Origin of the sequence: Aeromicrobium ginsengisoli (assembly GCF_004134905.2) — a bacterium.
Taxonomy (GTDB): Bacteria; Actinomycetota; Actinomycetes; order Propionibacteriales; family Nocardioidaceae; genus Aeromicrobium; species Aeromicrobium ginsengisoli.
On sequence record NZ_SDPQ02000001.1, the window covers coordinates 896,485 to 919,702 of the forward strand.

The following is a 23,218-nucleotide window of genomic DNA, read 5'->3' on the forward strand; positions in this document are numbered from 1 at the left end:
GAATCGTGTGGTTCGCCGCGGCCTTCAGCCATGCGCGGGAGCGTCCGAGAACAGCTCCGCCAGCCGGTGCCGCACGGTGTAGGAGAGACCTCGACCGCCCGGCGCCCGACGAGCCTTCGCGCGTGCGCCCTGGCGTTCCAGGACGATGCGCCGACGCTCGTTGCGGAGGTTCAGCTCCTGCTCGCGCTGACGGTAGAGCGTGGACTCCACATATTCCGATGCAGTCATGGTGACCACTCCTTCGATCTCGATGTCTCCATCGTGATTTCTAAGGTGGGGTCGGCACATCGGACGAATGCCCTATCTTCGTCCTGACCTGCAGTTGAGCTGCCCTAAGGCGCTCAGACGACGGTGAGCGGCAGGAGGTTCTTGCCGGTGGGCCCGATCTGGATCTCGAGGTCCATCTGCGGGCACACGCCGCAGTCGAAGCACGGCGTCCAGCGGCAGTCCTCGACCTCGAGGGCGCCATCGGGATTGAGCGAGTCCTGCCAGTCCTCCCACAGCCAGTCGCGGTCGAGGCCGGCGTCGAGGTGGTCCCACGGGAGCACTTCGGCGTACTCGCGCTCGCGGACGGTGTACCAGTCGAGGTCGACCGGCTCGTCGGCCAGCGCCTCAGCGGTCTTGTCGGCCCAACGGTCGTACGAGAAGTGCTCGCTCCAGCCGTCGAACCGGCCGCCGTCACGCCACACCGCCTCGATGACCCGGCCGACGCGACGGTCGCCGCGGGACAGGAGTCCTTCGATGATGCCGGGCTTGCCGTCGTGATAGCGGAAGCCGATCGCCTTGCCGTAGCGCTTGTCGGCGCGGACCGCGTCGCGGAGCTTCTTGAGCCGCTCGTCCGTCGTCTCGTGGTCGAGCTGCGAGGCCCACTGGAACGGCGTGTGCGGCTTGGGCACGAACCCGCCGATCGACACGGTGCAGCGGATGTCGTTGCGGCCGGAGACCTCTCGGCCGGTCTGGATGACGCGCTTGGCGAGCTCGCCGATCTGCATCACGTCGTCGTCGGTCTCGGTCGGCAGGCCGCACATGAAGTAGAGCTTGACCTGACGCCAGCCGTGCGAATAGGCAGCGGCGACCGTGCGGATGAGGTCCTCCTCGGTCACCATCTTGTTGATGACCTTGCGGAGGCGCTCGCTGCCGCCCTCGGGCGCGAACGTCAGGCCGGAGCGGCGACCGTTGCGGCTGAACTCATTGGCCAGCGTGATGTTGAAGGCGTCGACGCGGGTCGACGGCAGCGACAAGGAGGTGTTGGTGCCCTCGTAGCGGTCGCCGAGCTGCTTGGCGACCTCGCCGATCTCGGTGTGGTCGGCGCTGGACAGCGACAGCAGCCCGACCTCCTCGAAGCCGGTCTTGTCGAGCCCGTTCTGCACCATCGCGCCGATGCCCTCGATCGAGCGCTCGCGCACGGGCCGGGTGATCATGCCGGCCTGGCAGAACCGGCAGCCACGCGTGCAGCCGCGGAAGATCTCGACGCTGAAGCGCTCGTGCACGGTCTCGGCGAGCGGGACCAGCGGGTTCTTGGGGTACGGCCAGGAGTCGAGGTCCATCAGCGTGTGCTTCGCGACGCGCCACGGGACACCGGGGCGGTTGGGCACGATCCGCTGGATGCGACCGTCGGGGAGGTAGGCCACGTCGTAGAACTTCGGGACGTACACGCCGCCGGACTTCGCGAGACGCATCAGGACCTCGTCGCGACCGCCGGGGCGCCCCTCGGCCTTCCACTCACGGACGACCTCGCTGATCGCCAGCACGATCTCCTCGCCGTCGCCGAGCACCGCGGCGTCGAGGAAGTCGGCGATCGGCTCGGGGTTGAACGCCGAGTGGCCACCGGCGATGACGATCGGATCGTCATCGCCGCGGTCGACCGCGTGCAGCGGCATGCCGGCGAGGTCGATCGCCGTCAGGAAGTTGGTGTAGCCGAGCTCGGTCGAGAACGAGACGCCGAACAGGTCGAACGCCCGGACCGGGCGATGTGCGTCGACCGTGAACTGCGGAATGCCGTTGTCGCGCATGACCTTCTCCATGTCGGAGAACACCGCGTACGTACGCTCAGCCAGGATCCAGTCGCGCTCGTTGAGGACTTCGTAGAGGATCTGCACGCCCTGGTTGGGCAGCCCCACCTCGTACGCGTCGGGGTACATCAGGGCCCAGCGCACCTGGGCGGAGTCCCACTCCTTGCTCGTCGCGTTGAGCTCGCCGCCGACGTACTGAATGGGCTTGCCGACAGACGGCAGCAGCGGTTCCAGGCGTGGGAAGAGGGACTCGACGGGCATGCCCCTAGGTTAGGCGCTGCACCGCACGGCGCGAAAACGTCGCTCGTGGGGACCGATCTTCATGCGTTCGCGCTGCCCCGACATCGCAAACGCAGGTGGGTCGCCGTGCAGGTCGACCGATATCCATGCCTTTGCGTCGTCCGAACACCAAGAACGCATGAAGATCCGTCGCCATCCACAGGCTTGACCGGACCTCGGAAGGCTCCACAGGACGTACGCCTGACGGTGCGCGCACCGGTGCCGACCGCGAACGTCTTGATGTATGGAGTCCGTCATGCGCGTCGCCGAGGCGAACGCCCGACATGGCAAGGGTGTTGTACGGCACCGGGTCGATCGCGGCATGTGGCAAAGGCCCTGTCGCGGCGTGATCGTCACGCACAATGGCCCACTCACCAGTGAACAAGCCTGGGCGGTCGCGCTCGCGTCAGCTCCGCCCCGGTCGGCTCTCGCCGGGCCGACTGCGCTCGAGGTGCACGGGATGGACGGCTTCAAGGACGATCAGATCCACGTTGTGATCCCCGCAGGTGGTCGCGCGCCTTCCTGGGAAGGGCTCGTCGTCCACGAGAGCACCGAGCTCAGCAACGCTGACGTTCATCCGCTGGAGGAGCCCCGGCGAACCCGAGTCGCCCGGAGCGTCATCGACCTGGCGAGCTGGTGCACCAACGATCGCTACGCCCGCGCGGCAGTCATAGCAGCGCTGCAGCAGGGCCTCGCCAACACTGCCCGGATGCGGGATGCCCTCACTCGACGAGGTCCATGTCGACGGCGCGGGCTGATCATCGAGTCGATCCTTGATGCCGCCGGCGGCATACAGTCACTCCCCGAACGCGACTTCGACGCACTGTGGCGAGCGGCCGGACTGCCGCGACCGACCCGGCAGCGTCGCGTACGCGGCACGGACGGGCGTTACTACCTCGATGCATCGTGGGAGTCGCTGGGCATGTCCGCAGAGATCCATGGGATCCCGCACCACGCGGTGCGCCAATGGGATGCCGATCTCCGTCGGGCCAATGAGATCGTCATCGGCGGCGACCGCTTGCTGATCTTCTCCTCGTACGCGATTCGCCACGAACAGGTCGCGGTCGCCGATCAGCTGTTCCGGATGGCCAGAACTTGCGGGTGGACCGGACCTGAGCCCGATCTCCATGCGTTGCGGGCGCTGCAGCACCCCAAACGCATGAAGTTCCGTCGAAGCGGAGTCGAGGGCGGACCGATCAACATGCGTTCGCGTCGCCAACACAGCGCAAACGCATGAAGATCGGTCCAAACCGGGGCGCAGACACTCGGATGGACACCCTAGGCTCGACGTGTGAGACGCAAACCCCGCGAGAAGCGCCCGTTCTCCTTGAAGTACGTACCGGTCGCGACCGACGGCGGTCCCGACCAGGTCCTCACGATCGAGAACCACACCGAGGTGTCGGTCCTGCCGACGCTCGCCTTCACGCCGATCAGCGTCTACGGGCACGAGCTGCCCCATGTCGTGACGCAGACCGTGAACGGCTCACACCTCGGAGGACCGCTGCTGCCGGCCGGCGGGACGCTGCGCGACATCTTGCGCTTCGACGGCCCCGGCAGCCGCCAGGTCCGCGGCGTGCGGGTCGAGCTGGCGGCGGTCGAGGAGATCGACCATCCGGCGCTCGAGCAGGACACCCGCAGCGTCATGATCGACCTGGAGCAGAAGGCCACGGACGAGCCCGCCGACTTCTGGGGCATCGGGCTGGTCAACCCCAACTCGTTCGGCGTGACCGTCCGCGTGTCGCTCCTGGAGTTCGAGGAGCGGGAGCGCGACTTCCCCAGGCAGGTCGTCGACGTCGTCACGCTGCAGGAGGACGTCGACCTCGCCTCGGTGTCCAACCACGTGATCTGGCTGCCCGAGGACGTACGCGGTCAGTTCCACGAGGTTGTGCACCACCTGCGCCAGCCGACGTACGCCTGAGTCAGCCGGAGTTGATCGCCCAGTTGAACCGCGGGGCGTCCGAGCCGCGCGCCATCGTCACCCGCATCCACAGCGACATCGTCATCTCCACCGCGGCAGCCGTGTCGATGCCGCCGAGGTCGACGACCTGCACGGGTCGCCAGCCCAGCGTGGCGAGGAGCTCCCGGGCCTGATCCTTGGCCGCGGCGTCGTCACCGCTGAGGAACACCACGTGGTCACCCTCGACGATCGACGGGTCCACCATCACGGTGCAGTTCATGGTGTTGAGCGCCTTCACGACACGCAACTCCGGGAATGCCGTCTGGATGCGCTGGCCCAGCGAGTCGTCGGCCGACGCCAACGGCTTGGGGAAGCCACCCTCGACAGGTTCGAGCTCGTTGGACACGTCGATGAGGGTCTTGCCGGCGAGAGCCTCCGCGCCGACGCTCTCGAGCGCGGCGATCGAGTGCAGGCCGTTGGTCGCGTTGACGATGACCTCGGCGTGGGCCACCGCATCGGCGAACGAGCCAGTGCGCACGCCGAGCGCGGCAACCGGCTCGAGGCTCGGGGAGTCAGCCGTACGCGCGCCGACGAGGACGTCGACACCCAGCTCGGCCAGCCGCGCCGCGAACGTACGGCCGACGATGCCGGTGCCGAGCACCCCGATCGAGGTCATGACAGCTCGGGGAACCAGAGGTCGATCTCGCGCTTGGCCGACTCCTCGGAGTCCGAGGCGTGCACGAGGTTCTCGCGGTTCGACAGCGACAGGTCGCCGCGGATCGTGCCGGGCGCAGCCTGGCGGCCGTCGGTGACGCCGTTGAGCAGGCGTACGACCGCGATGGCCTCGTCACCCTCGAGCACGAGCGCGACGAGCGGACCGGAGATCGCGAACTCACGGAGCGGCGGGTACCACGGCTGGTCGACGTGCTCGGCGTAGTGGGCATCGGCCTGGGCGGCGTCGATCGTCCGCTGCTCGAGCGCCACGATCGTCAGACCCTTGGCCTCGAACCGGGACAGGATCTGACCGGTCAGGCCGCGGCGTACGGCGTCGGGCTTGATCAGGACGAGGGTGCGTTGCGACATGGCCAAAACCTATCCTGCGACGCATCTCACTCCCGACGTGGACGCCCCCACCACCCCTGCGTACGTTCATGAGGTGGAGGGCCACGACGGCGCCTCGAAGGGAGACACATGGGCGAGCAGTGGTGGCGCGACGCAGTGATCTACCAGATCTACCCGCGGTCCTGGGCCGACTCCGACGGCGACGGGATCGGCGACCTGCCCGGCATCACCGCGCGGCTCCCCCACCTGGCTGACCTGGGCGTCGATGCCGTCTGGCTCTCGCCGTTCTACACCTCACCCCAGCACGATGCCGGCTACGACGTCGCCGACTACCGCGACGTCGACCCACTCTTCGGCGATCTCGCGGCATTCGATGCCCTCACCGCTCGCGCGCACGACCTCGGGCTGCGGGTCATCGTCGACATCGTGCCCAACCACTCGTCGAGCGAGCACCCCTGGTTCCAGGCCGCCCTGGTCGCCGAACCCGGGAGCCCGGAGCGGGCACGCTACATCTTCCGCGAGGGCCGCGACGGCGGGGACCTGCCGCCCAACAACTGGCAGAGCCTGTTCGGCGGCCCCGCGTGGACCCGGGTCACGGAGCCGGACGGTTCTCTCGGCCAGTGGTACCTGCACCTGTTCGACACCAGCCAGCCCGACTTCGACTGGACCAACGCCGAGGTGCGCTCCGAGCTCGAAGATGTTCTGCGATTCTGGCTCGATCGGGGCGTCGACGGGTTCCGGATCGACGTCGCTCACGGCCTGGTCAAGGCCGACGGACTGCCCGACAGCGAGTACGACCAATGGTCGGAGCCGACGGGCCTGGCGCCCATGTGGGACCAGCCCGGCGTCCACGATATCTACCGCAACTGGCGCCGGATCACCGACTCGTACGCCGTTGAGGACCAGGACGCCGATCGCATCCTGTGCGCCGAGGCCTGGGTGCTGCCCGCCGGCGCTCTCGCACGGTACGTCCGTGAGGACGAGCTCCACCAGTCGTTCAACTTCGAATACCTCATGACGCCGTGGCTGGCTGACGACCAGCGCCGGACGATCACCCACTCGCTCGCCCAGGCCGAGGCGGTCGGCGCGCCCCAGACCTGGGTGCTGTCCAACCACGACGTCGTACGCCATGCGAGCCGGCTCGGCTATCCGCAGCAACCGGGACTGCATCGCGTCGACGGCATCGGTGCCGACGACCCACAGCCGGACGCCGAGGTCGGACTGCGTCGCGCCCGCGCCGCGACAGCGGTCATGCTGGCACTGCCGGGCTCGGCCTACCTGTTCCAGGGCGAGGAGCTGGGCCTGCCCGAAGCCACTCGCCTGCCTGACGAAGCACGCCAGGATCCGACCTTCGCGCGTACCGAAGGCGCCTCGAAGGGCCGCGACGGCTGTCGCGTGCCGGTGCCGTGGGAAGCCGACGCCCCGTCGTACGGTTTCGGCCCCGGCGAGCACCCCTGGCTGCCCCAGCCACCCGAGTACGAAACGCTCGCCGCGGACCAGCAACGCGGGGTGCCCGGGTCGACTTTGGAGCTCTACCGAACGCTGCTGGCACTGCGGCGGGCGCTCCGGCTCGGCCGCGGCACTCTGACGTGGTTGGACGGTTTCCCGGACACCGTCCTGGCGTTCACGGTGACGTCCAGGGCCGGGCAGGTCACGGTGCTCGCCAACCTCGGCGAGGTGCCCGTGCCCCTCCCCGAGGGTGCGACTGTCCTCGCGTCGAGCCAGCCCGTCGATCCCGGCGCGCAGCTCGGCACCGACGCCTCGGTCTGGCTCACGCTCTGACCACCTCCCGGTTGCGCTCCCCCGAGGAGGCGGATACGTTCAACTCGTCCCTGTGACCGGCATCACGTGCCGGCCACGAACGGGATCGGGTTGGGGGAGGAATGGCCGTACGTTCTGTTCGACGAGTCGTTGCCGGCTGCGCTGCGGCGGCGCTGTCCATGAGTGTGCTGGCCGCCTGCGGCGGTGGAAGCGGCGGCAAGGCGACGCTCAACTGGTACATCAACCCTGACGGACAGGTCACGCTCAACAAGCTCGCCAAGACCTGCAGCACCAGCAAGTACGACATCAAGATCCAGCTCCTGCCGGCCAGCGCGACCGACCAGCGCACGCAGCTCGCCCGGCGCCTGGCGGCCAAGGACAGCTCGACCGACCTGATGAGCCTCGACCCGGTCTTCGTGCCCGAGTTCGCCAATGCCGAGTGGCTCGCCCCCTTCGAGGGCAAGCAGGCCGACCAGGTCCTCGACGACGACGTGCTCAAGGGCGCCGCCGAGACCGTGCAGTGGGACGACAAAGTCGTCGCGGCGCCACAGTGGGCCAACACGCAGGTGCTCTGGTACCGCCGCTCCCTCGCCGAGAAGGCCGGGCTCGACATGACCAAGCCCGTCACGTGGGACCAGGTCATCGACGCGGCCAGCGACAACGGCGCCACGGTCGGCGTCCAGGCCAACAAGTACGAGGCCTACGTCGTGTGGATCAATGCCCTCATTCAAGGCGCCGGCGGCAACATCCTCGATCCGTCAACGGTCGAGAAGGGCCGCGACGCCAAGGTCACGATCGACTCGGAGGCCGGTGAGGACGCGGCCGGGGTCATCAAGAAGCTCGCCGACTCCAAGGCCGCCCAGCCCGACTTCACGACATCCAACGAGGGCACGAGTCTCGGGTCCATGTTCCCCTCCAAGGGGCCCGGCGAGTTCATGACCAACTGGACGTTCGTCTACAAGAACTACGAAGGACTCATCGACAAGCCGAGCGGCCCCAAGGGCAAGACCGGCTTCGAGGACCTCGGCTGGGCGCGCTACCCGGAGACAGTCGAGGGTGAGGAGTCCAAGCCCCCGATCGGTGGCATCGACATCGGAGTCGGCGCCTACTCCAAGCACCTCGACTACGCCAAGGCTGCCGCCGTCTGCGTGACCAACGCCAAGGCGCAGACCGCGCTCGCCGTCAACGAGGGCCTGATGCCGTCGCGGCAGTCGGTCTATGACTCCGCCGAGCTCAAGAAGGCCTACCCTGCCGATCTGTTGAAGCTCTTCAGCGAGAGCGTCGACACCGGCGGACCGCGACCCAAGAGCGCGTTCTACAGCCAGATCTCGAGCGCGATCCAGTCGCGGTGGCACTCGCCCAACTCGGTCGGCCCGGGCACCCCCAAGAAGTCCGCTGACTTCTTGACAGCCATCCTCAAGGGAAAGGCGCTCTTGTGAGTACGTACGTACAAACGGCGGCTCCGGACGAGGCGCCCAAGGCGGTGGACTCCGACCGCACCCGCGCCGAGAACTCCTTGGCCCGCAAGCTCGTGGCACCGGCGGTCGTGCTCATGCTGGTCGTCACGGCGTTCCCGATGCTCCGGGCGCTCTATCTGTCGATGTTCAGCTACTCACTGACGGCCCCTGACGACAAGGAGTTCGTCGGTTTCCAGAACTACTGGACCGCCCTGAGCGACCCCTTGTTCTGGCGAGACACCGGCAACACCGTGATGGTCATGATCGTCACGGTGACGATCGAGCTGATCATCGGCTTCGCCTTCGCGATGGTCATGCACAAGCTGATCTTCGCTCGCGGCACGATCCGCACGTCGATCCTGATCCCCTACGGCGTCATCACCGTCGTCTCGGGTTTCGCCTGGCAGTTCGCGTTCTCCAACACCAACGGTTTCGTCAACAGCTGGCTGCCCTTCATCGGCGACGACTTCAACTGGTTCGCCAAGTACGACTCTTCGATGATCGCCATCATGGCGTCGGAGATCTGGAAGACCACGCCGTTCATGTCGCTGCTGCTGCTGGCCGGGCTTGCCCAGGTCTCCGAGGACATGCTCGAGGCCGCCAAGGTCGACGGCGCGACGTGGATCCAACGGCTCTACAAGGTGATCCTGCCCAACATGCGGGCGGCGATCATGGTGGCGGTGCTGTTCCGAGCGCTCGACGCCTACCGCATCTTCGACAACATCTTCGTCATGACCGCCGGCGCCAACAACACCGAGTCGATCTCGTTCCTGACCTATCGGCAGGTGATCGAGCAGTTCCAGCTGGGCATCGGTTCAGCGCTCTCCGTGCTGCTGTTCCTGTCCGTGCTGGTCCTGGCCTACGCGATCGTCAAGCTCTTCAAGGTCGATCTGTCGGCCGCGCGACAGGAGAACTGAGATGAAGGACATTCGCGGCCGCATCCTCACCGCAATCGGTGTGGTCTTCATCCTCTTCTGGTGCCTGCTTCCGGTCGCCTGGATCATCTCCCTGTCGTTCAAGTCCCAGGAGGCCGTCACCAACGGCAGTCCTGGATTCTTTCCCTCGGACGGTGGGGGTGCCGGGTGGAAGAACTACACGGACGTTCTCGACGACGAGCAGTTCCGGCACGCGATCATCAACTCGATCGGCATCTCGCTCATCGCGACCGCGCTGTCCGTGATCTTCGCGACCTTGGCGGCGTACGCCATTGCACGGCTCGAGTTCAAGGGCAAGAAGTTCGTGCTGACCACCGCTTTGGTCATCGCGATGTTCCCCGTGGTCTCGCTGGTGGGCCCGCTGTTCGACATGTGGCGCACGTTCGGCATCTATGACTCGTGGATCGGGCTCATCATCCCCTACATGTCGTTCACGCTGCCTCTGGCGATCTGGACCCTGTCGGCGTTCTTCCGCGAGATTCCGTGGGAGATGGAGCAGGCCGCCCAGGTCGACGGCGCCACGTCGTGGCAGGCGTTCCGCAAGGTCATCGTCCCGCTCGCCGCTCCTGGCGTGTTCACCGCGGCGATCCTGACGTTCTTCTTCGCGTGGAACGACTTCGTCTTCGGCATCTCGCTCACGTCGACCGAGCGAGCGCGTCCCATCCCCGCCGCCCTGTCGTTCTTCGTCGGGGCCGATCCGTTCAACCGGCCGGCATCGCTGCTGGCCGCGGGTGCCGTCGTCGCCACGGTCCCCATCGTCGTCCTCGTCCTGTTCTTCCAGCGCAAGATCGTCGCCGGCCTGACCGCCGGCGCAGTGAAGGGTTGATCCATGGCTGCCATCGAGATGAAAAACATCGTCAAGAAGTACGGCGACGGCTTCCCGGCCGTCAACGACGTCAGCATCGACGTCGCCGACGGCGAGTTCATGATCCTGGTCGGGCCCTCCGGCTGCGGGAAGTCGACGCTGCTGCGAATGATCGTCGGCCTCGAGGACATCACGTCGGGCGACATGATCATCGGCGGTGATCGGGTCAACGACCTCGCTCCCCGCGACCGCAACCTCTCGATGGTGTTCCAGAACTACGCGCTCTACCCACACCTCACGGTCTACGAGAACATCGCCTTCCCGCTCCGGCTGGCCAAGATGAGCAACAAGGAGATCGACGAGAAGGTCCGCGACGCCAGCAAGACGCTCGACCTCGACGAGCACCTGCAGCGCAAGCCCGGCAACCTCTCGGGTGGTCAGCGCCAGCGGGTCGCCATGGGTCGCGCGATCGTCCGCGAGGCCAGGGCGTTCCTGTTCGACGAGCCGCTGTCCAACCTCGATGCCAAGCTGCGCGGCCAGATGCGCACCGAGATCGCCCGCCTGCAGAAGCGGCTCGGCATCACGACGGTCTACGTCACGCACGACCAGACCGAAGCCATGACGCTCGGCGACCGCGTGGCCGTCATGAAGCGCGGCATCCTCCAGCAGCTCGCCAGCCCCCGCGAGCTCTACGAACAGCCGGTCAACCTGTTCGTCGCCGGGTTCATCGGATCACCGCCGATGAACTTCCTGCCCGCGACGGTCGAGGGCGACCAGGTCACCCTGCCGTTCGGCACGTTCTCGATCCCAAGCGCCAAGGCCGAGAAGACGGCCGGCAAGGGCCTGCTGATGGCCGGCATCCGGCCCGAGCACTTCGAGGACGTCTCGGTGATCCAGTCCGGCAACGTCGACACCTCGCGTACGTTCAAGGCGCACATCGACGTCCGTGAGTGGCTCGGCGACCAGCAGTACGCCTACGTGCCCTACGAGGCCGAAGCCGAGGTGCAGGCGCAGCTCAAGGAGCTGGCCCGCGAGGCCGACAGCGACTCGCTGCGCACGCAGCTCGTCGTCTCACTCGATTCCGACAGCAAGGTCGCCGAGGACGATGACGCCACGCTGTTCATCGACACCGACAAGATGCACCTGTTCGACCCGTCGACCGGGGAGAACCTCACCGTCGGGCTCTGACTCCGTCCTTTCGACGGACTCAGCGGCGCTTCTTGCCCTTGTGGCGGACGGCGTCCATGATCTCGGCGTCCCAGGCGTGGTCGCGGATCAGCCGATAGCGCTCCCCCGCGACCCGTAGGTAGGCCTCGGCGGGGCGCTCGTCGTCGCCGCGCACGCCGGCCTCCTCGATCAGCTTGACCACCGGCGCGAACTCTTCGGCGTACCAGCGCGCCGCCATCGTGCGCTTGTCCATGTAGGCGCCCTCGGCGTGCATCGTGCGCGTCGCCCACGCCTCGACGGTCTCGGCGATGACGCCGTAGTCGAACGGGTCGTCGACGGCGACGGCCGCCCGCGCCTCACCGGTGAACGGGACGCGCTGCAACATGATCCGACGCCAGTACTTGAGCTCGAGGTCGGACCGCGCCGCTATGCCCACCGGCGCCAGGAAGGTCTCGATCGCGGTGACCCGAGCCTCGATGACGTCGAGCTTGAGGCTGCGCGCGACCGAGACGCGGTGGTGGCCATCGCGTACGAAGTAATAGTCGCCGATCTGGTAGACGTCGATCGGCGGGATGTCCTCACCCGTCCGGCTGGCGCGCGACAGCCGCTCCCAGCGCTGGCGACTCACCGCCGAGGTGGGCCGGAACCGGCGATCGAAGTCACGCATCTTGTCGACCGACCCGACGATCGCGTCAAGCGGGATGACCTTGATGCCGAGATAGTGCTCGGCCCGCCGGCCCAGCGCCTCGACCACCTCGTCGAACGACAGGGACTGGACGACGTCGTCGGTGTCGTTGCGCAGCCGCGCTGCCAGTGCGGCGAGGAACTGCTGCCTCCGGGCGCGCATGAAGTCGCTCTCGGCGTCCACGCGTGGCGAGCCCGAGTCGCGCATCATGTCAGCCCCGCCTCCCCGGCCCGGCCACAATCGGCGCCGACGCGGCCTCGATCTCGATGACCTGCCACGGGATGACGTTGCGGATCGTCGTGCGGCCGAGCTCGCGATCGGGCTTGCGCATGCCGTACGGATGGATGTGGCCGTGCAGGTGCCACGCGGGCTGCAAGGTCTCGAGGACCCCGTGCAGTGCGGAGATGCCGACGTGCGGCCCGTCGGGCTCGTCGCCCAGACCGAGCGGCGGTGCGTGCGTCAGCAGGACGTCGACGGGTCCACCCGCGCGAGCGCCTTTGAGGAGCTTGGCGGCTCGCCGGTCGTACTCCTTCTGGGTGTACTGGTGCAGCCCGTGGTTGTAGACGACGCAGCCCCCGAGCCCCGCGATGCGCAATCCGCCGACCGTGGCGACCCGACCGTCGAGGTCGAGGAAGCCGCGAGGACCCTTGCCACCGGCCGTGCTCGGGTCGTGGTTGCCCGGCACGTACGCCGCCGGTGCGTCGACGAGCGAGATGAGCGACTCGAGATAGCCCCAGGGCAGGTCGCCCGCAGCGACGACGAGGTCAACCTCGAGGTCGCGCGCCCGCGACTCCATCGCGGGGACCTCCTCGTCGGCAACGGCCAACACGCGCACCATGACCTCGACACTAGCGCGGGACGAGGTGACTGACACGCCTCAGGCGTCGCCGGCCTCGCGGGCCCAGCGGGCTTTGTCCTCCTCGATGCGCCGGCCCACGAAGAACGCGCCGAACCACAGTGCCGCGAAGATCGCGCCGACGAAGAACATCACCGTGACGAGGAAGCCCAGCGCGATCGCGCCGGCCTGGATCGCGTGCCCCAGCACGTACGCCTGAGGGCGGCGGAGCGACCCGGCGGTCAGGATGCAGAGCAGGGCAAGGCCGAGACCGGAGATGAGGGCCAGCGGCTTGCTGACGTCCTCGACCGAGATCATCACGGGGACCGCGAGCGCCAGGATGATGGCCTCGAGGGTCAGCATCGCCGAGCACATGCCCCTCACGAAGGCGTTCCCCCGAACAGCACGCGCGCCTCCCCGACGGTGATCACCGATCCGGTGATGAGCACGCCGCCGCTGCCGATCGCGTCCTCGTTGCCCTCGGCGGAGTCCGCCATGGCCACGGCACGCTCGATCGCATCGTCGAGTCGCGGCACGAGGATGACGCGCTCGGCGCCGAAGATGTCGCCGGCCATCTCGGCCAGCTCTGCGGCCGGCATCGAGCGGGGGGTGCTGTTCTGGGTGCAGACGATCTCGGCCATGACCGGCTCGAACGTCCGCAGCATCTCCTCGACATCCTTGTCGGCCATGACGCCGACGACACCGATCAGCGGGCTGAACGTGAACGCGTCCTGGATGGCCTCGACCGTCGCCTGCGCGCCGTGCGGGTTGTGCGCCGCGTCGAGCAGCACGGTCGGGCTGCGACGTACGACCTCCAGCCGCCCCGGCGAGGTGACCTGCGCGAACGCCTCACGCACCAGGTCCGGATCGAGCTCCTTGGTGCCGGTGAACGCCTCGACGGCCGCCAAGGCGTACGCCGCGTTGTGGGCCTGGTGCGCGCCGTGCAACGGCAGGAAGATGTCGGAATAGGCCGAAGCGACGCCTTGCAGGTCGATCTGCTGGCCGCCGACCGCCGTCGTGCGATGGTTGACACCGAAGTCGACACCCTCGCGCAGCGCGATCGCGCCGACCTCGACCGCGCGACGCATCAGGACATCCATGACGGCGTCGGTCTGCTGCGCGACGACGACGTGCGAACCGGGCTTGATGATGCCCGCCTTCTCCACCGCGATGATCTCGGGACGGTCGCCGAGGTAGCGCTCGTGGTCGACACCGATCGGCGTGATGACCGCGACCTGGCCGTCGGCGACATTGGTCGCATCCCACGAACCGCCCATCCCGACCTCAATCACGGCGGCATCGACCGGGGCGTCGGCGAACGCCGCGAACGCCATCGCCGTGATCATCTCGAAGAACGACAACGGGTGCTCCGACGAGTCGTCCACGATCTGCGCATATGCCGCGACGTCCGCGAACGCATCGACGAACAGCTCCTCGGTCAGCGGGACACCGTCGAGGCAGATGCGCTCGGTCATCGACTGCAGGTGCGGGCTCGTGAACCGGCCCGTACGCAGGTCGAGGGCCCGCAGGAGCGTGTCGACCATGCGACTCGTCGAGGTCTTGCCATTGGTGCCCGTCAGGTGGATGACCGGATAGGCACGCTGCGGGTCTCCGAGGAGCCGGCAGACGGCAGCGATCCGGTCGAGAGACGGCTCGAGACGTGTCTCGGGCCACCGGCCGAGAAGCGCGCGCTCGACCTCCGCATAGGTGACTGTCATCGTCGTCCATTGTCGCAGGACCTCAGGGGACGATCAGGGGCACCACCTATGTCACATTTGTCGGTGCATTACGTCATGATGTTGTCACCGTGTTTCGCGTCCCGATCGGACGCTCACCCGAGGAGAAATTCATGAACCGCCAGATCGCGGGCTGGATCGCCCACCGCTGGGCCAAGTGGGTCACATTGGTCGTCTCACTCATCTTCATCGTCATCATGGCGATCCTGGGCTTCAAGCTCACCGGCATCCAGGAGAACGACATCGGGTCGTGGCTGCCCGGCGATGCCGAGTCGACCCAGGTCATCAACAAGGCCGAGGCATTCTCGGACCCCAACAGTGCCCCAGCGGTCGTGCTCTACGTGCGCGACTCCGGCATCACGCCGGCCGACCTGGCCAAGGCCAAGGCCGACGCGGCGGCGTTCGCCGACGTCAAGCTGGTCGACCAGGACGTCGTCGGTCCCATTCCGTCCAAGGACGGCAAGGCGCTCCAGGTCATCCCGACGATCACGATGGATGAGGACGGCTGGGACAAGCTGCCCGACGCCGTCAAGGACATCCGCAAGGTCGCCGAGAAGGACTCCAACGGTCTCGACGTCAAGATCGCCGGTCCCGCAGCTCTGGGCGCCGACCAGGCCAAGGCGTTCGCGGGCATCGACGGCATCCTGCTGTACTCGGCACTGGGCGTGGTCGTGATCCTGCTGCTGCTGACCTACCGCAGCCCCGTGCTGTGGCTGATTCCGCTGCTCTGTGGTGTCGCGAGCGTCCTGACGGCCCAGGGCTTCGTCTATCTGCTGGCCAAGGCCTTCGGGCTCACGGTCAACGGCCAGAGCGCGGCGATCCTGAGCATCCTGACCTTGGGTGCCGGCATCGACTACGCCTTGCTGCTCGTGGCCCGCTATCGCGAAGAGCTGCGCCACTATTCCGACCGGCACGAGGCGATGGCGCACGCCCTGCACCGCGCCGGCCCGGCCATCATCGCCAGTGGCGCGACCGTGATCATCGGGCTGCTGTGCCTGATCTTCGCCCAGATGAACTCCACGAGCAGCCTCGGTCCGGTGACCGCGGCGGGCATCGTCATGGCACTGCTCATGATGATGGTCCTGCTCCCGGCCCTGCTGGTGATCTTCGGCCGCTGGGTGTTCTGGCCGTTCATCCCGCACTTCGGCGACCCCGAGCGCAACGAGTCGGGCGTCTGGGGCCGGGTCGGCCGCGGCATCGCCAAGAAGCCCCGGTTCGTCTGGATCGTCACGGCCATGATCCTCGGCGGGTTCTCGCTGGGCATCTTCCAGCTCGACGCCAACGGTCTGACCAACGCGGACAGCTTCACCAAGACCCAGCCGTCGATCACGGCCGACAAGGAGCTGGCCAAGCACTTCGACGGCGGAGCCGGCTCGCCAGTTGCGGTCGTCGCCAAGGCCGATCACGCGGACGCCGTCAAGACAGCCTTTGCGTCCGTCAAGGGCATCGACCCGGCGAGCGTCGAGGTCAAGGACAGCGCCAAGGGTGTCGCCTACCTCGAGGGCACGCTGACGTCGGCGCCGGATTCCACCACGGCGTTCGACACGGTCGACCGGGTCCGCGATGCGGTGCACAAGGTGCCAGGCGCCGACGCGCTGGTCGGCGGCAACACGGCGATCAACAAGGACGTGCAGTCGGCGTCCGCGGCCGACAACAGGCTGATCATCCCGATCGTGCTGGTCGCCGTGTTCATCATCCTGGCCATCCTGCTGAGGGCGTTGGCGGCACCGTTGATCCTGCTCGGCACCGTCGTGCTGTCGTTCGGCGCGGCCCTCGGCATCGGCGCGCTGGTGTTCCGGCACGTGTTCGACTTCGCCGGCGCGGATTCCTCGTTCCCGCTGTTCGCGTTCGTGTTCCTGGTGGCGCTGGGCATCGACTACAACATCTTCCTCATGACGAGAGTCAGGGAGGAGTCGTTGCGGTTCGGCACCCGCCGAGGAGCCCTGATCGGCCTCGGCGCGACGGGGGGCGTCATCACCTCCGCAGGTCTCGTCCTGGCCGGTACGTTCGCGGCGCTGGGCTCGATCCCGATCGTGTTCCTGGCCGAGCTCGGCTTCACGGTCGCGGTCGGCGTCCTGCTCGACACGATCATCGTGCGCTCGGTGCTCGTGACGGCGCTCAACCTGGACATCGGCCGCCACATCTGGTGGCCGAGCCAGCTGGCCAAGAAGGAAGACGTCGCGATCAGCCAGCCCGGTGACGACGCCGTCCACTCCAAGGTCGACGCCTAGGTTCCAGCTGTCGGCGTCGCGGGTCACCACCACGGTGGCCCGCGACGCCGATGCCTGAGCGCCAACCGTCCGCACATAGACTTGCCTGCTGTGAACACAGTCCCGGAGAAGCCCGTCCTCGAAGGCCTCGAGGCCACCTGGTCCGCCCGTTGGGCCGAGCTGGGCACCTACACGTTCGACCGTACGAAGACCCGCGACCAGATCTACTCGATCGACACTCCCCCGCCGACCGTCTCGGGTTCCCTGCACGTCGGCCACGTGTTCTCCTACACCCACACCGATCTCATCGCCCGCTACCAGCGCATGCGCGGCAAAGAGGTCTTCTACCCCATGGGCTGGGACGACAACGGCCTGCCGACCGAGCGCCGGGTCCAGAACTTCTACGGCGTGCGCTGCGACCCGTCGCTGCCCTACGACGCCGACTTCATACCTCCCGAGAAGCCCGACGCGAAGCGGCAGATCCCGATCAGCCGGCGCAACTTCGTCGAGCTCTGCAACGAGCTCGTCGAGGAGGACGAAAAGGTCTTCGAGCAGCTCTGGCGCACGCTCGGCCTCAGCGTCGACTGGTCGCAGCAGTACACGACGATCGGCAACGCCTCCCAGGTCGTCTCGCAGCGCGCGTTCCTGCGCAACGTCGCCCGCGGCGAGGCCTACCAGCAGGACGCGCCGACGCTCTGGGACGTGACCTATCAGACCGCCGTCGCCCAGGCCGAGCTCGAGGCCCGCGAATATCCCGGCGCCTATCACCGCGTGGCGTTCCACGGCGGCGACTCCCCCGTGATCATCGAGACGACTCGCCCCGAGCTCATCGCGGCGTGCGTCGCGTTGATCGCGCACCCGGATGACGAGCGCTACCAGTCGCTGTTCGGCACCACCGTGACGTCCCCGCTCTACGGCGTCGAGGTGCCCGTCGTCGCGCACACTCTCGCGGATCCCGAGAAGGGGTCCGGCATCGTGATGTCCTGCACGTTCGGCGACCTCACCGACGTCCAGTGGTGGCGCGAGCTGCAGCTGCCCAACCGGACGATCATCGGCCGCGACGGCCGCGTGCTCCGTGAGACACCGGAGTGGATCACGGCAGACGGCGTCGGCCGCTACGAGGAGATCGCCGGCAAGACCACGTTCTCCGCCCGCGAGGCCGTCGTCGCCGCGCTCCGCGAGACCGGCGACCTCGACGGCGAGCCGACCCCCACACAGCGCATGGCCAACTTCTACGAGCGCGGCGACAAGCCGCTCGAGATCGTCTCGACCCGCCAGTGGTACATCACCAATGGCGGTCGCGATGCTGACCTCCGCAGCAAGCTGGTGGCACGCGGCGACGAGATCGACTGGGTGCCGGCCTACATGCAGTCGCGCCTGACCAACTGGATCGAGGGGCTCAACGGCGACTGGCTCGTGTCGCGCCAGCGCTTCTTCGGCATCCCGTTCCCGGTCTGGTACCGCCTCGACGCCGACGGCGAGCCCGACTACGACGACCCGATCCTCGCCGATGAGGCGAGCCTGCCGGTCGACCCGTCCTCAGAGGTCCCGCCAGGATTCACCGAGTCGCAGCGCGGTGAACCCGGAGGCTTCCTCGCCGACCCCGACGTCCTCGACACCTGGGCGACCTCGTCACTGACGCCGCAGATCATCTGCGGCTGGGAGCGCGACCCCGACCTGTTCGAGCGGACGTTCCCGATGGACCTGCGCCCGCAGGGCCACGACATCATCCGCACCTGGCTGTTCTCATCGATCGTGCGCGCGCACCTCGAGCACGGCGTGGCGCCGTGGACGCATGCCGCCCTCTCAGGCTTCGTCGTCGACCCCGATCGCAAGAAGATGAGCAAGTCCAAGGGCAATGTCGTGGTCCCCGACGAGATCCTCGACAAGTACGGCGCCGACGCGGTCCGTTGGCGCGCAGCCGGCGCCCGGCCGGGGGCCGACTCCCCGTTCGACGAGGCACAGATGAAGGTCGGTCGCCGCCTTGCGATGAAGGTCCTCAACGCGAGCAAGTTCGTGCTCGCGTCCGAGGAGGCGTACGGCCTGGGTGCCGGTGCGAGCGACCTCGACCCGTCGCGCGTCACCGAGGCGATCGATCTCGCGATGCTCAGCCGCCTGCGGCTCGTCGTCGACGAAGCCACGGCCCGGTTCGAGGAGTACGACTACGCGACTGCTCTCGAGGTCGCCGAGAAGTTCTTCTGGGACTTCTGCGACGACTACCTCGAGCTGGTCAAGGAGCGCTCGCGCCGCGACGACGCCGCCGGCCAGTCGGCACGCAGCGCGTTCGTGCTCGCGCTCTCGGTGCAGCTGCGTCTGCTCGCGCCGTTCCTGCCCTATGTGACCGAAGAGGTCTGGTCGTGGTGGCAGGAGGGCTCGATCCACCGATCCACGTGGCCGGTCAACGACGTCGACCTGGCCACCGACCGCCACGATCCGGCGCTGCTCAGCTCCGCCGCGTCGGTCCTGGCCGACATCCGCGGCGCGAAGTCGACCGCCAAGGTCAGCCAGAAGACCGAGATCAGCAATCTCACGATCAGCGCCACGAAGGCGAGACTCGACCTCGTGCGACTCGCGATCGGCGACGTCCTCGCGGCGGGCCGGGTCGTCGCCGAGCCGACCTACGTCGCCGACGAGACCGTCGACGGCTTCGCGGTCGAGGCGACGCCCGCGCTCGTCGACTGACCGTCGGTCAGTGCGGGCTCTCGGTCCAGCGATCGCTCTGGGTCAGCCAGAACAGGTAGCCCAGCGCAGGCACGACGATGACGCCGGCGAGCCCGACGACCACCAGGAGGCCGGCGAGCGTGGCGTCGGCGCCCGCCGCGGCCGAGATCTTGACCTGGTCGACCAGGATCCACGGATATTGCGCCACGCCCCAGCCGATGACGACAGCCGCCACGGCGGCGACCGCCGTCAAGCGCGCCGGCGCAAACCGCCTGCGATGGAGCAGGACGAGCGTCGCGAGCCCGGCGATGGCCGACGCCACGATCAACGGCGCAGCCGGGCCCAGCAGGCGGTCGCTGAGCGTCGGCGAGTCGTGCTTGATCGGCACGAGCGCCGCGAACACGACGATGCCGGTCACGACGCCGACGCCGATCGTACGGATGCGCAGCGTCTCGCTCAGCGAGTCGTGACCCGAACGCGCCGCGTCGGCCGTCAGGAAGGCGCCGGCGAGGAACGCGCAGGTGCCAACCGCGATGAGGCCGCCGAACAACGACGTCGGGTGCAGCCACGAGCTGAGCTGGTCGCCGTTGCCCTCAGCCGGCACTCGACCCGAGGCGACGGCGCCAGCAGCAGCGCCGAGGAAGAACGGCGTGATCAACGATGATCCCGCGAAGACCGCCCCGAACAGCCGCGCCTGGGCCAGCGTGGCGGAGTACTTGCGGAACGCGAAGCTGGCCCCGCGCAGGACGATTCCGACGAGCGCCAGAGCGAGCGGCAGGGTGAGCGTCGTCGTCGCGGCGGCGAAGGTCTCGGGGAAGCCGGTCCACCAGATCACCAGGATGTAGATCAGCCACACGTGGTTGGCCTCCCACACCGGGCCGATGCTGTGGTCGATCAGGACTCGCAGCTCGCCGCCGCGCTCGGACCCACCCGCCGTGAGGTCGAAGAATCCCGATCCGAAGTCCGCACCGCCGAACAGGGCGTAGAGCACGATGCCGGCGAACATCGCGATCGCGACGACGACTGCGAGACTCATCGGGCCCCCTCATCGAGGGTCGAGGCGCCTGGACCGTACGGGCTCGGCAGGTCCTCCTCGCCCGCACGCCATCGCCTGGCCATCGACCGCAGCACGACGAACGCGCCGATCGTCATGCCGACGTAGACGACGACCGCGGCGGCATAGCTCCACCACAGCCCGGCGCTCTGGCTCGCCGCATCCTCGGTGCGCAGGATGCCCCACACCACCCACGGCTGCCGGCCGACCTCGGTCGCGATCCAGCCGGCCTCCATCGCGAGGATCGCGAGCGGGCCGGCGATCACCGCGCCCCGCAGGAACCAGCGCTTGGGCAGCAGGTCGTGGCCTCGCCAGCGGGCCGCCCAGAACACGACCACGACGATCGCGAGCAGCGTGCCGAGGCCGACCATCGACTGGAACGCCAAGTGCGTGATGTTGACGGGCGGGCGGTCAGCGACGGGCACCGTGTCGAGGCCGGGGACGGGCTTGTCGAACGAGTTGCGGGCGATGAGCGAGCCGATCTTGGGGATGTCGATCGCACCGTGCACCTTGCCGTCGATCAGGACACCACCGAGACGCAGCGGCGCGGGCTGCTCCGTCGTCGTCGCGAGCTCGAACGCCGCAAGCTTCGACGGCTGCGTCTCGCCGACCCGAAGCCCCAGGATGTGGCCGATGAACGGCTGCACGACGGCGGCGATCGTGGCGAACACGAACGGCACCGTGAAGCCCAGCCGGTGGTGCGCGTCGACGCGGCCCTTGAGCATGCCCGCGGCGTAGACGCCCGCCACGACGAACCCGACGACCATGAACGCGGCGAACCACATGTGCGCGAACTGCAGGTAGACCCCGTCGTTGAACATCGCGCGCCACGGGTTGACGTCGGTGACCTCACCGTTGACGAGCTTGAAGCCCGTCGGGTTGTTCATCCAGGCATTGACCGAGATCACGCAGAACGTGCCCACGATGCCGGCCAGGCCCATCGGGATCAGCATCGCGAGGTGCCGACGCGGCGGCATGCGGTCCCAGCCGTAGAGGTAGATGCCGAGGAAGATCGCCTCGACGAAGAACGACAGGCCCTCGAAGGCGAACGGCAGGCCGAGGACGTCCCCGAACCTGCCCATCAGCCCCGGCCACAGGATGCCCATCTCGAAGCTGAGCACCGTGCCGGAGACCGCGCCGATCGCGAACAGCACCGCCGACACCTTGGCCCAGCGCTTGGCCAGCCCCAGCGCGACCGGGTCGTCGCGCACGATGCCACGTCGATGGACGACGTAGATCATCGTCGGGAAGGCGACGCCGAAGCAGGCGAGGATGATGTGCCAACCGAGCGACAGCGCCATCTGCTCACGCGCTGGGAGGAGCCCTGGAGGGGCATCGCTCGAGGTCAGGACGGTGGTGATGACTCCGGCGAAGTCCATGACTTGACCCTACGTCCGCGACACCGCCGAATCACGTGTGGATGGTGTGAGAAGGTCTGTGCGACGAATTGGTCACATCGCGGACCTTTACGCCACGGTGCGGAACGTGATGCCGGCCTTCTGGAGCCGCGTGATCAGCGCGTCGCCCATCGCCACGGCCGTCGTGGTCTGTCCGGCGACCTGGGGCACGTCGTCGTACGCCAGGCAGAGCGCCGACTCGCTGAGCATCTTCGACGTCTCGGTGTAGCCGGGGTCGCCACCGGTGACCTCGGCATGGACCTTCTTGCCGCCGCCCTCGGCGAAGACGCTGAACCTGAACCAGGACTTCTCGCGCTTGGCCTCCGACGGGCCGGCCCCGGGGTCCTTGACCTTGAGCAGCAGTGCTCGGGTCGGCGGCAGCTGGGCGCCGAGGAACGCAACGCCGAGGCCGAGTCCCGACGCGGCGAGCATGCGACGGGTCTTGAAGTGTGCGAAGTGTGAGTAGGTGAACTCCGGGCCGTAACGCGCGAGCGTCCGGGCCGATCGGAGCACGATCTGCGGGTCGATCGTGGGCATCGGCACGCCCCAGCCGCCGAGCTCGGGCGCCTTGCCGAGCTTGCCGGACCCGCGGACCTTGCGTCCCTCGGGGCGTGGCTCAGCCTTGCGGCGGGCACCTGCGATCTTGCCGGACTCGCGCATCGACGAGAACTGGTTGATCGCCGAGTGATAGGTGCCGCCGGAGAACTCCGCGTTGGCCCGGATGTAGCCGCGTACGTGGATCGGCACATCCTCGGGCAGCTGCTCCACGGCGTAGAGGACACCCAGGTCGTACGGGATCGAGTCGAAGCCGCACGCGTGGATGATCCGCGCGCCGGTCTCGACCGCTCGCTCGTGGTACTTGAGCCACATGTCGTCGACGAACTGCGGCTCGCCGGTCAGGTCGAGGTAGGCGATGCCGGCCTCGACGCTCGCCTTGACCGCGGCCTCGCCGTACTTGAGGTAGGGGCCGACCGTGGTGACGAGCACCCGGGTGCTCTTGGCCAGCGCGGCCATCGAGTCGGCATTGCCGATGTCGGCGGAGATGATCTCGGGACGTACGCCGCCGAGCCGCTCGATGCGGTCGGCGACCGCCTCGAGCTTGCTCTGGTTGCGGCCGGCGATCGCCCACGTGCCGCCCGGCGGCAGGTGCTCACCGAGGTAGTCGGCGGTCAGGCCGCCGGTGAATCCGGTGGCCCCGAGCAGGGCGATGTCGACTGAGGTCATGCGCCCAACCTACCGACGGTATGGCTGGAGCAGAACCCAGG

At 67.9% G+C, this 23,218-nt stretch carries 20 protein-coding genes; 9 read left to right on the forward strand and 11 right to left on the reverse strand.

Going from position 1 to position 23,218, the window contains the following annotated elements; translation table 11 throughout:
* Positions 1-24: 24 nt before the first annotated feature.
* Positions 25-228 (reverse strand): hypothetical protein, encoded by a 204-nt coding sequence (locus ESP70_RS04430; RefSeq protein WP_149688108.1) that lies wholly within the window; start codon positions 226-228, stop codon positions 25-27.
* A 113-nt stretch (positions 229-341) separates the two neighbouring features.
* Entirely contained in the window at positions 342-2,273 is a 1,932-nt protein-coding gene (locus ESP70_RS04435; RefSeq protein ID WP_149688109.1) for a TIGR03960 family B12-binding radical SAM protein, read from the reverse strand.
* 478 nt (positions 2,274-2,751) lie between these two features.
* Between ESP70_RS04435 and ESP70_RS04440 the strand changes: the two genes are divergently transcribed.
* On the forward strand, positions 2,752-3,528 hold the full coding sequence (locus ESP70_RS04440; RefSeq protein ID WP_149688110.1) for a hypothetical protein: 777 nt from the start codon (positions 2,752-2,754) through the stop codon (positions 3,526-3,528).
* Positions 3,529-3,582: 54 nt separating this feature from the next.
* Complete coding sequence (locus tag ESP70_RS04445; RefSeq protein WP_149688111.1) at positions 3,583-4,209, forward strand: hypothetical protein; 627 nt, start codon at positions 3,583-3,585, stop codon at positions 4,207-4,209.
* A 1-nt stretch (position 4,210) separates the two neighbouring features.
* Here ESP70_RS04445 and ESP70_RS04450 read toward each other — a convergent pair whose 3' ends face one another.
* Complete coding sequence (locus tag ESP70_RS04450) at positions 4,211-4,864, reverse strand: NADPH-dependent F420 reductase (protein ID WP_149688112.1); 654 nt, start codon at positions 4,862-4,864, stop codon at positions 4,211-4,213.
* Entirely contained in the window at positions 4,861-5,271 is a 411-nt protein-coding gene (gene ndk, locus ESP70_RS04455; RefSeq protein WP_056404210.1) for a nucleoside-diphosphate kinase, read from the reverse strand. Before ndk ends, ESP70_RS04450 begins: the two co-directional genes overlap by 4 nt.
* Before the next feature lie 108 nt (positions 5,272-5,379).
* Here ndk and ESP70_RS04460 point away from each other — a divergent pair, with 108 nt between their 5' ends.
* The 5 genes from ESP70_RS04460 (at position 5,380) to ESP70_RS04480 (ending at position 11,396) form a co-directional block, all read left to right on the forward strand.
* Positions 5,380-7,032, forward strand: a complete 1,653-nt coding sequence (locus tag ESP70_RS04460) for a glycoside hydrolase family 13 protein (RefSeq protein ID WP_149688113.1) — start codon at positions 5,380-5,382, stop codon at positions 7,030-7,032.
* Positions 7,033-7,190: 158 nt separating this feature from the next.
* The gene (locus ESP70_RS04465) at positions 7,191-8,450 is read left to right on the forward strand and encodes an extracellular solute-binding protein (protein WP_188110484.1); all 1,260 of its coding nucleotides are present in this window, start codon (positions 7,191-7,193) and stop codon (positions 8,448-8,450) included.
* Positions 8,447-9,385: a carbohydrate ABC transporter permease gene (locus ESP70_RS04470; protein ID WP_149688115.1), complete on the forward strand. Its 939-nt coding sequence runs from the start codon at positions 8,447-8,449 to the stop codon at positions 9,383-9,385. Before ESP70_RS04465 ends, ESP70_RS04470 begins: the two co-directional genes overlap by 4 nt.
* Position 9,386: 1 nt before the next feature.
* Positions 9,387-10,229, forward strand: coding sequence for a carbohydrate ABC transporter permease (locus ESP70_RS04475; RefSeq protein WP_149688116.1), 843 nt, complete (start codon positions 9,387-9,389; stop codon positions 10,227-10,229).
* Positions 10,230-10,232: 3 nt separating this feature from the next.
* Complete coding sequence (locus ESP70_RS04480; protein WP_149688117.1) at positions 10,233-11,396, forward strand: ABC transporter ATP-binding protein; 1,164 nt, start codon at positions 10,233-10,235, stop codon at positions 11,394-11,396.
* A 19-nt stretch (positions 11,397-11,415) separates the two neighbouring features.
* Here ESP70_RS04480 and ESP70_RS04485 read toward each other — a convergent pair whose 3' ends face one another.
* The 4 genes from ESP70_RS04485 to ESP70_RS04500 are packed head-to-tail and all read right to left on the reverse strand — an operon-like array spanning position 11,416 to position 14,613.
* On the reverse strand, positions 11,416-12,270 hold the full coding sequence (locus tag ESP70_RS04485) for a ParB N-terminal domain-containing protein (RefSeq protein WP_223148602.1): 855 nt from the start codon (positions 12,268-12,270) through the stop codon (positions 11,416-11,418).
* 1 nt (position 12,271) lies between these two features.
* Positions 12,272-12,898, reverse strand: a complete 627-nt coding sequence (locus tag ESP70_RS04490; RefSeq protein ID WP_149688118.1) for a metallophosphoesterase family protein — start codon at positions 12,896-12,898, stop codon at positions 12,272-12,274.
* A 39-nt stretch (positions 12,899-12,937) separates the two neighbouring features.
* Positions 12,938-13,270, reverse strand: a complete 333-nt coding sequence (locus ESP70_RS04495) for a DUF4233 domain-containing protein (RefSeq protein ID WP_149688565.1) — start codon at positions 13,268-13,270, stop codon at positions 12,938-12,940.
* A 5-nt stretch (positions 13,271-13,275) separates the two neighbouring features.
* Positions 13,276-14,613, reverse strand: coding sequence for a bifunctional folylpolyglutamate synthase/dihydrofolate synthase (locus tag ESP70_RS04500; RefSeq protein WP_149688119.1), 1,338 nt, complete (start codon positions 14,611-14,613; stop codon positions 13,276-13,278).
* A gap of 131 nt (positions 14,614-14,744) precedes the next feature.
* Here ESP70_RS04500 and ESP70_RS04505 point away from each other — a divergent pair, with 131 nt between their 5' ends.
* On the forward strand, positions 14,745-16,862 hold the full coding sequence (locus ESP70_RS04505) for an MMPL family transporter (RefSeq protein ID WP_149688120.1): 2,118 nt from the start codon (positions 14,745-14,747) through the stop codon (positions 16,860-16,862).
* Between the two features lie 81 nt (positions 16,863-16,943).
* Positions 16,944-19,523: a valine--tRNA ligase gene (valS, locus tag ESP70_RS04510; protein WP_149688121.1), complete on the forward strand. Its 2,580-nt coding sequence runs from the start codon at positions 16,944-16,946 to the stop codon at positions 19,521-19,523.
* Positions 19,524-19,530: 7 nt separating this feature from the next.
* Here valS and ESP70_RS04515 read toward each other — a convergent pair whose 3' ends face one another.
* The 3 genes from ESP70_RS04515 to ESP70_RS04525 all read right to left on the reverse strand — a co-directional run bounded on the left by ESP70_RS04515 (position 19,531) and on the right by ESP70_RS04525 (position 23,177).
* On the reverse strand, positions 19,531-20,538 hold the full coding sequence (locus ESP70_RS04515; RefSeq protein WP_149688122.1) for a cytochrome d ubiquinol oxidase subunit II: 1,008 nt from the start codon (positions 20,536-20,538) through the stop codon (positions 19,531-19,533).
* Positions 20,535-21,935 (reverse strand): cytochrome ubiquinol oxidase subunit I, encoded by a 1,401-nt coding sequence (locus tag ESP70_RS04520; RefSeq protein WP_149688123.1) that lies wholly within the window; start codon positions 21,933-21,935, stop codon positions 20,535-20,537. The genes ESP70_RS04515 and ESP70_RS04520 overlap by 4 nt, the downstream gene beginning before the upstream one ends.
* A gap of 87 nt (positions 21,936-22,022) precedes the next feature.
* Positions 22,023-23,177, reverse strand: coding sequence for a saccharopine dehydrogenase family protein (locus ESP70_RS04525; RefSeq protein ID WP_149688124.1), 1,155 nt, complete (start codon positions 23,175-23,177; stop codon positions 22,023-22,025).
* Positions 23,178-23,218: the final 41 nt, after the last annotated feature.

What these genes read in the sequence shown, in the direction of transcription:
- ESP70_RS04430 (WP_149688108.1), bottom strand. Translation starts at nt 228, where the DNA reads ATGACTGCATCGGAATATGTGGAGTCCACGCTCTACCGTCAGCGCGAG.
- ESP70_RS04435 (WP_149688109.1), bottom strand. Translation starts at nt 2,273, where the DNA reads ATGCCCGTCGAGTCCCTCTTCCCACGCCTGGAACCGCTGCTGCCGTCT.
- ESP70_RS04440 (WP_149688110.1), top strand. Translation starts at nt 2,752, where the DNA reads ATGGACGGCTTCAAGGACGATCAGATCCACGTTGTGATCCCCGCAGGT.
- ESP70_RS04450 (WP_149688112.1), bottom strand. Translation starts at nt 4,864, where the DNA reads ATGACCTCGATCGGGGTGCTCGGCACCGGCATCGTCGGCCGTACGTTC.
- ndk (WP_056404210.1), bottom strand. Translation starts at nt 5,271, where the DNA reads ATGTCGCAACGCACCCTCGTCCTGATCAAGCCCGACGCCGTACGCCGC.
- ESP70_RS04460 (WP_149688113.1), top strand. Translation starts at nt 5,380, where the DNA reads ATGGGCGAGCAGTGGTGGCGCGACGCAGTGATCTACCAGATCTACCCG.
- ESP70_RS04465 (WP_188110484.1), top strand. Translation starts at nt 7,191, where the DNA reads ATGAGTGTGCTGGCCGCCTGCGGCGGTGGAAGCGGCGGCAAGGCGACG.
- ESP70_RS04475 (WP_149688116.1), top strand. Translation starts at nt 9,387, where the DNA reads ATGAAGGACATTCGCGGCCGCATCCTCACCGCAATCGGTGTGGTCTTC.
- ESP70_RS04480 (WP_149688117.1), top strand. Translation starts at nt 10,233, where the DNA reads ATGGCTGCCATCGAGATGAAAAACATCGTCAAGAAGTACGGCGACGGC.
- ESP70_RS04485 (WP_223148602.1), bottom strand. Translation starts at nt 12,270, where the DNA reads ATGATGCGCGACTCGGGCTCGCCACGCGTGGACGCCGAGAGCGACTTC.
- ESP70_RS04490 (WP_149688118.1), bottom strand. Translation starts at nt 12,898, where the DNA reads ATGGTGCGCGTGTTGGCCGTTGCCGACGAGGAGGTCCCCGCGATGGAG.
- ESP70_RS04495 (WP_149688565.1), bottom strand. Translation starts at nt 13,270, where the DNA reads ATGTGCTCGGCGATGCTGACCCTCGAGGCCATCATCCTGGCGCTCGCG.
- ESP70_RS04500 (WP_149688119.1), bottom strand. Translation starts at nt 14,613, where the DNA reads ATGACAGTCACCTATGCGGAGGTCGAGCGCGCGCTTCTCGGCCGGTGG.
- ESP70_RS04505 (WP_149688120.1), top strand. Translation starts at nt 14,745, where the DNA reads ATGAACCGCCAGATCGCGGGCTGGATCGCCCACCGCTGGGCCAAGTGG.
- ESP70_RS04515 (WP_149688122.1), bottom strand. Translation starts at nt 20,538, where the DNA reads ATGAGTCTCGCAGTCGTCGTCGCGATCGCGATGTTCGCCGGCATCGTG.
- ESP70_RS04520 (WP_149688123.1), bottom strand. Translation starts at nt 21,935, where the DNA reads ATGGACTTCGCCGGAGTCATCACCACCGTCCTGACCTCGAGCGATGCC.
- ESP70_RS04525 (WP_149688124.1), bottom strand. Translation starts at nt 23,177, where the DNA reads ATGACCTCAGTCGACATCGCCCTGCTCGGGGCCACCGGATTCACCGGC.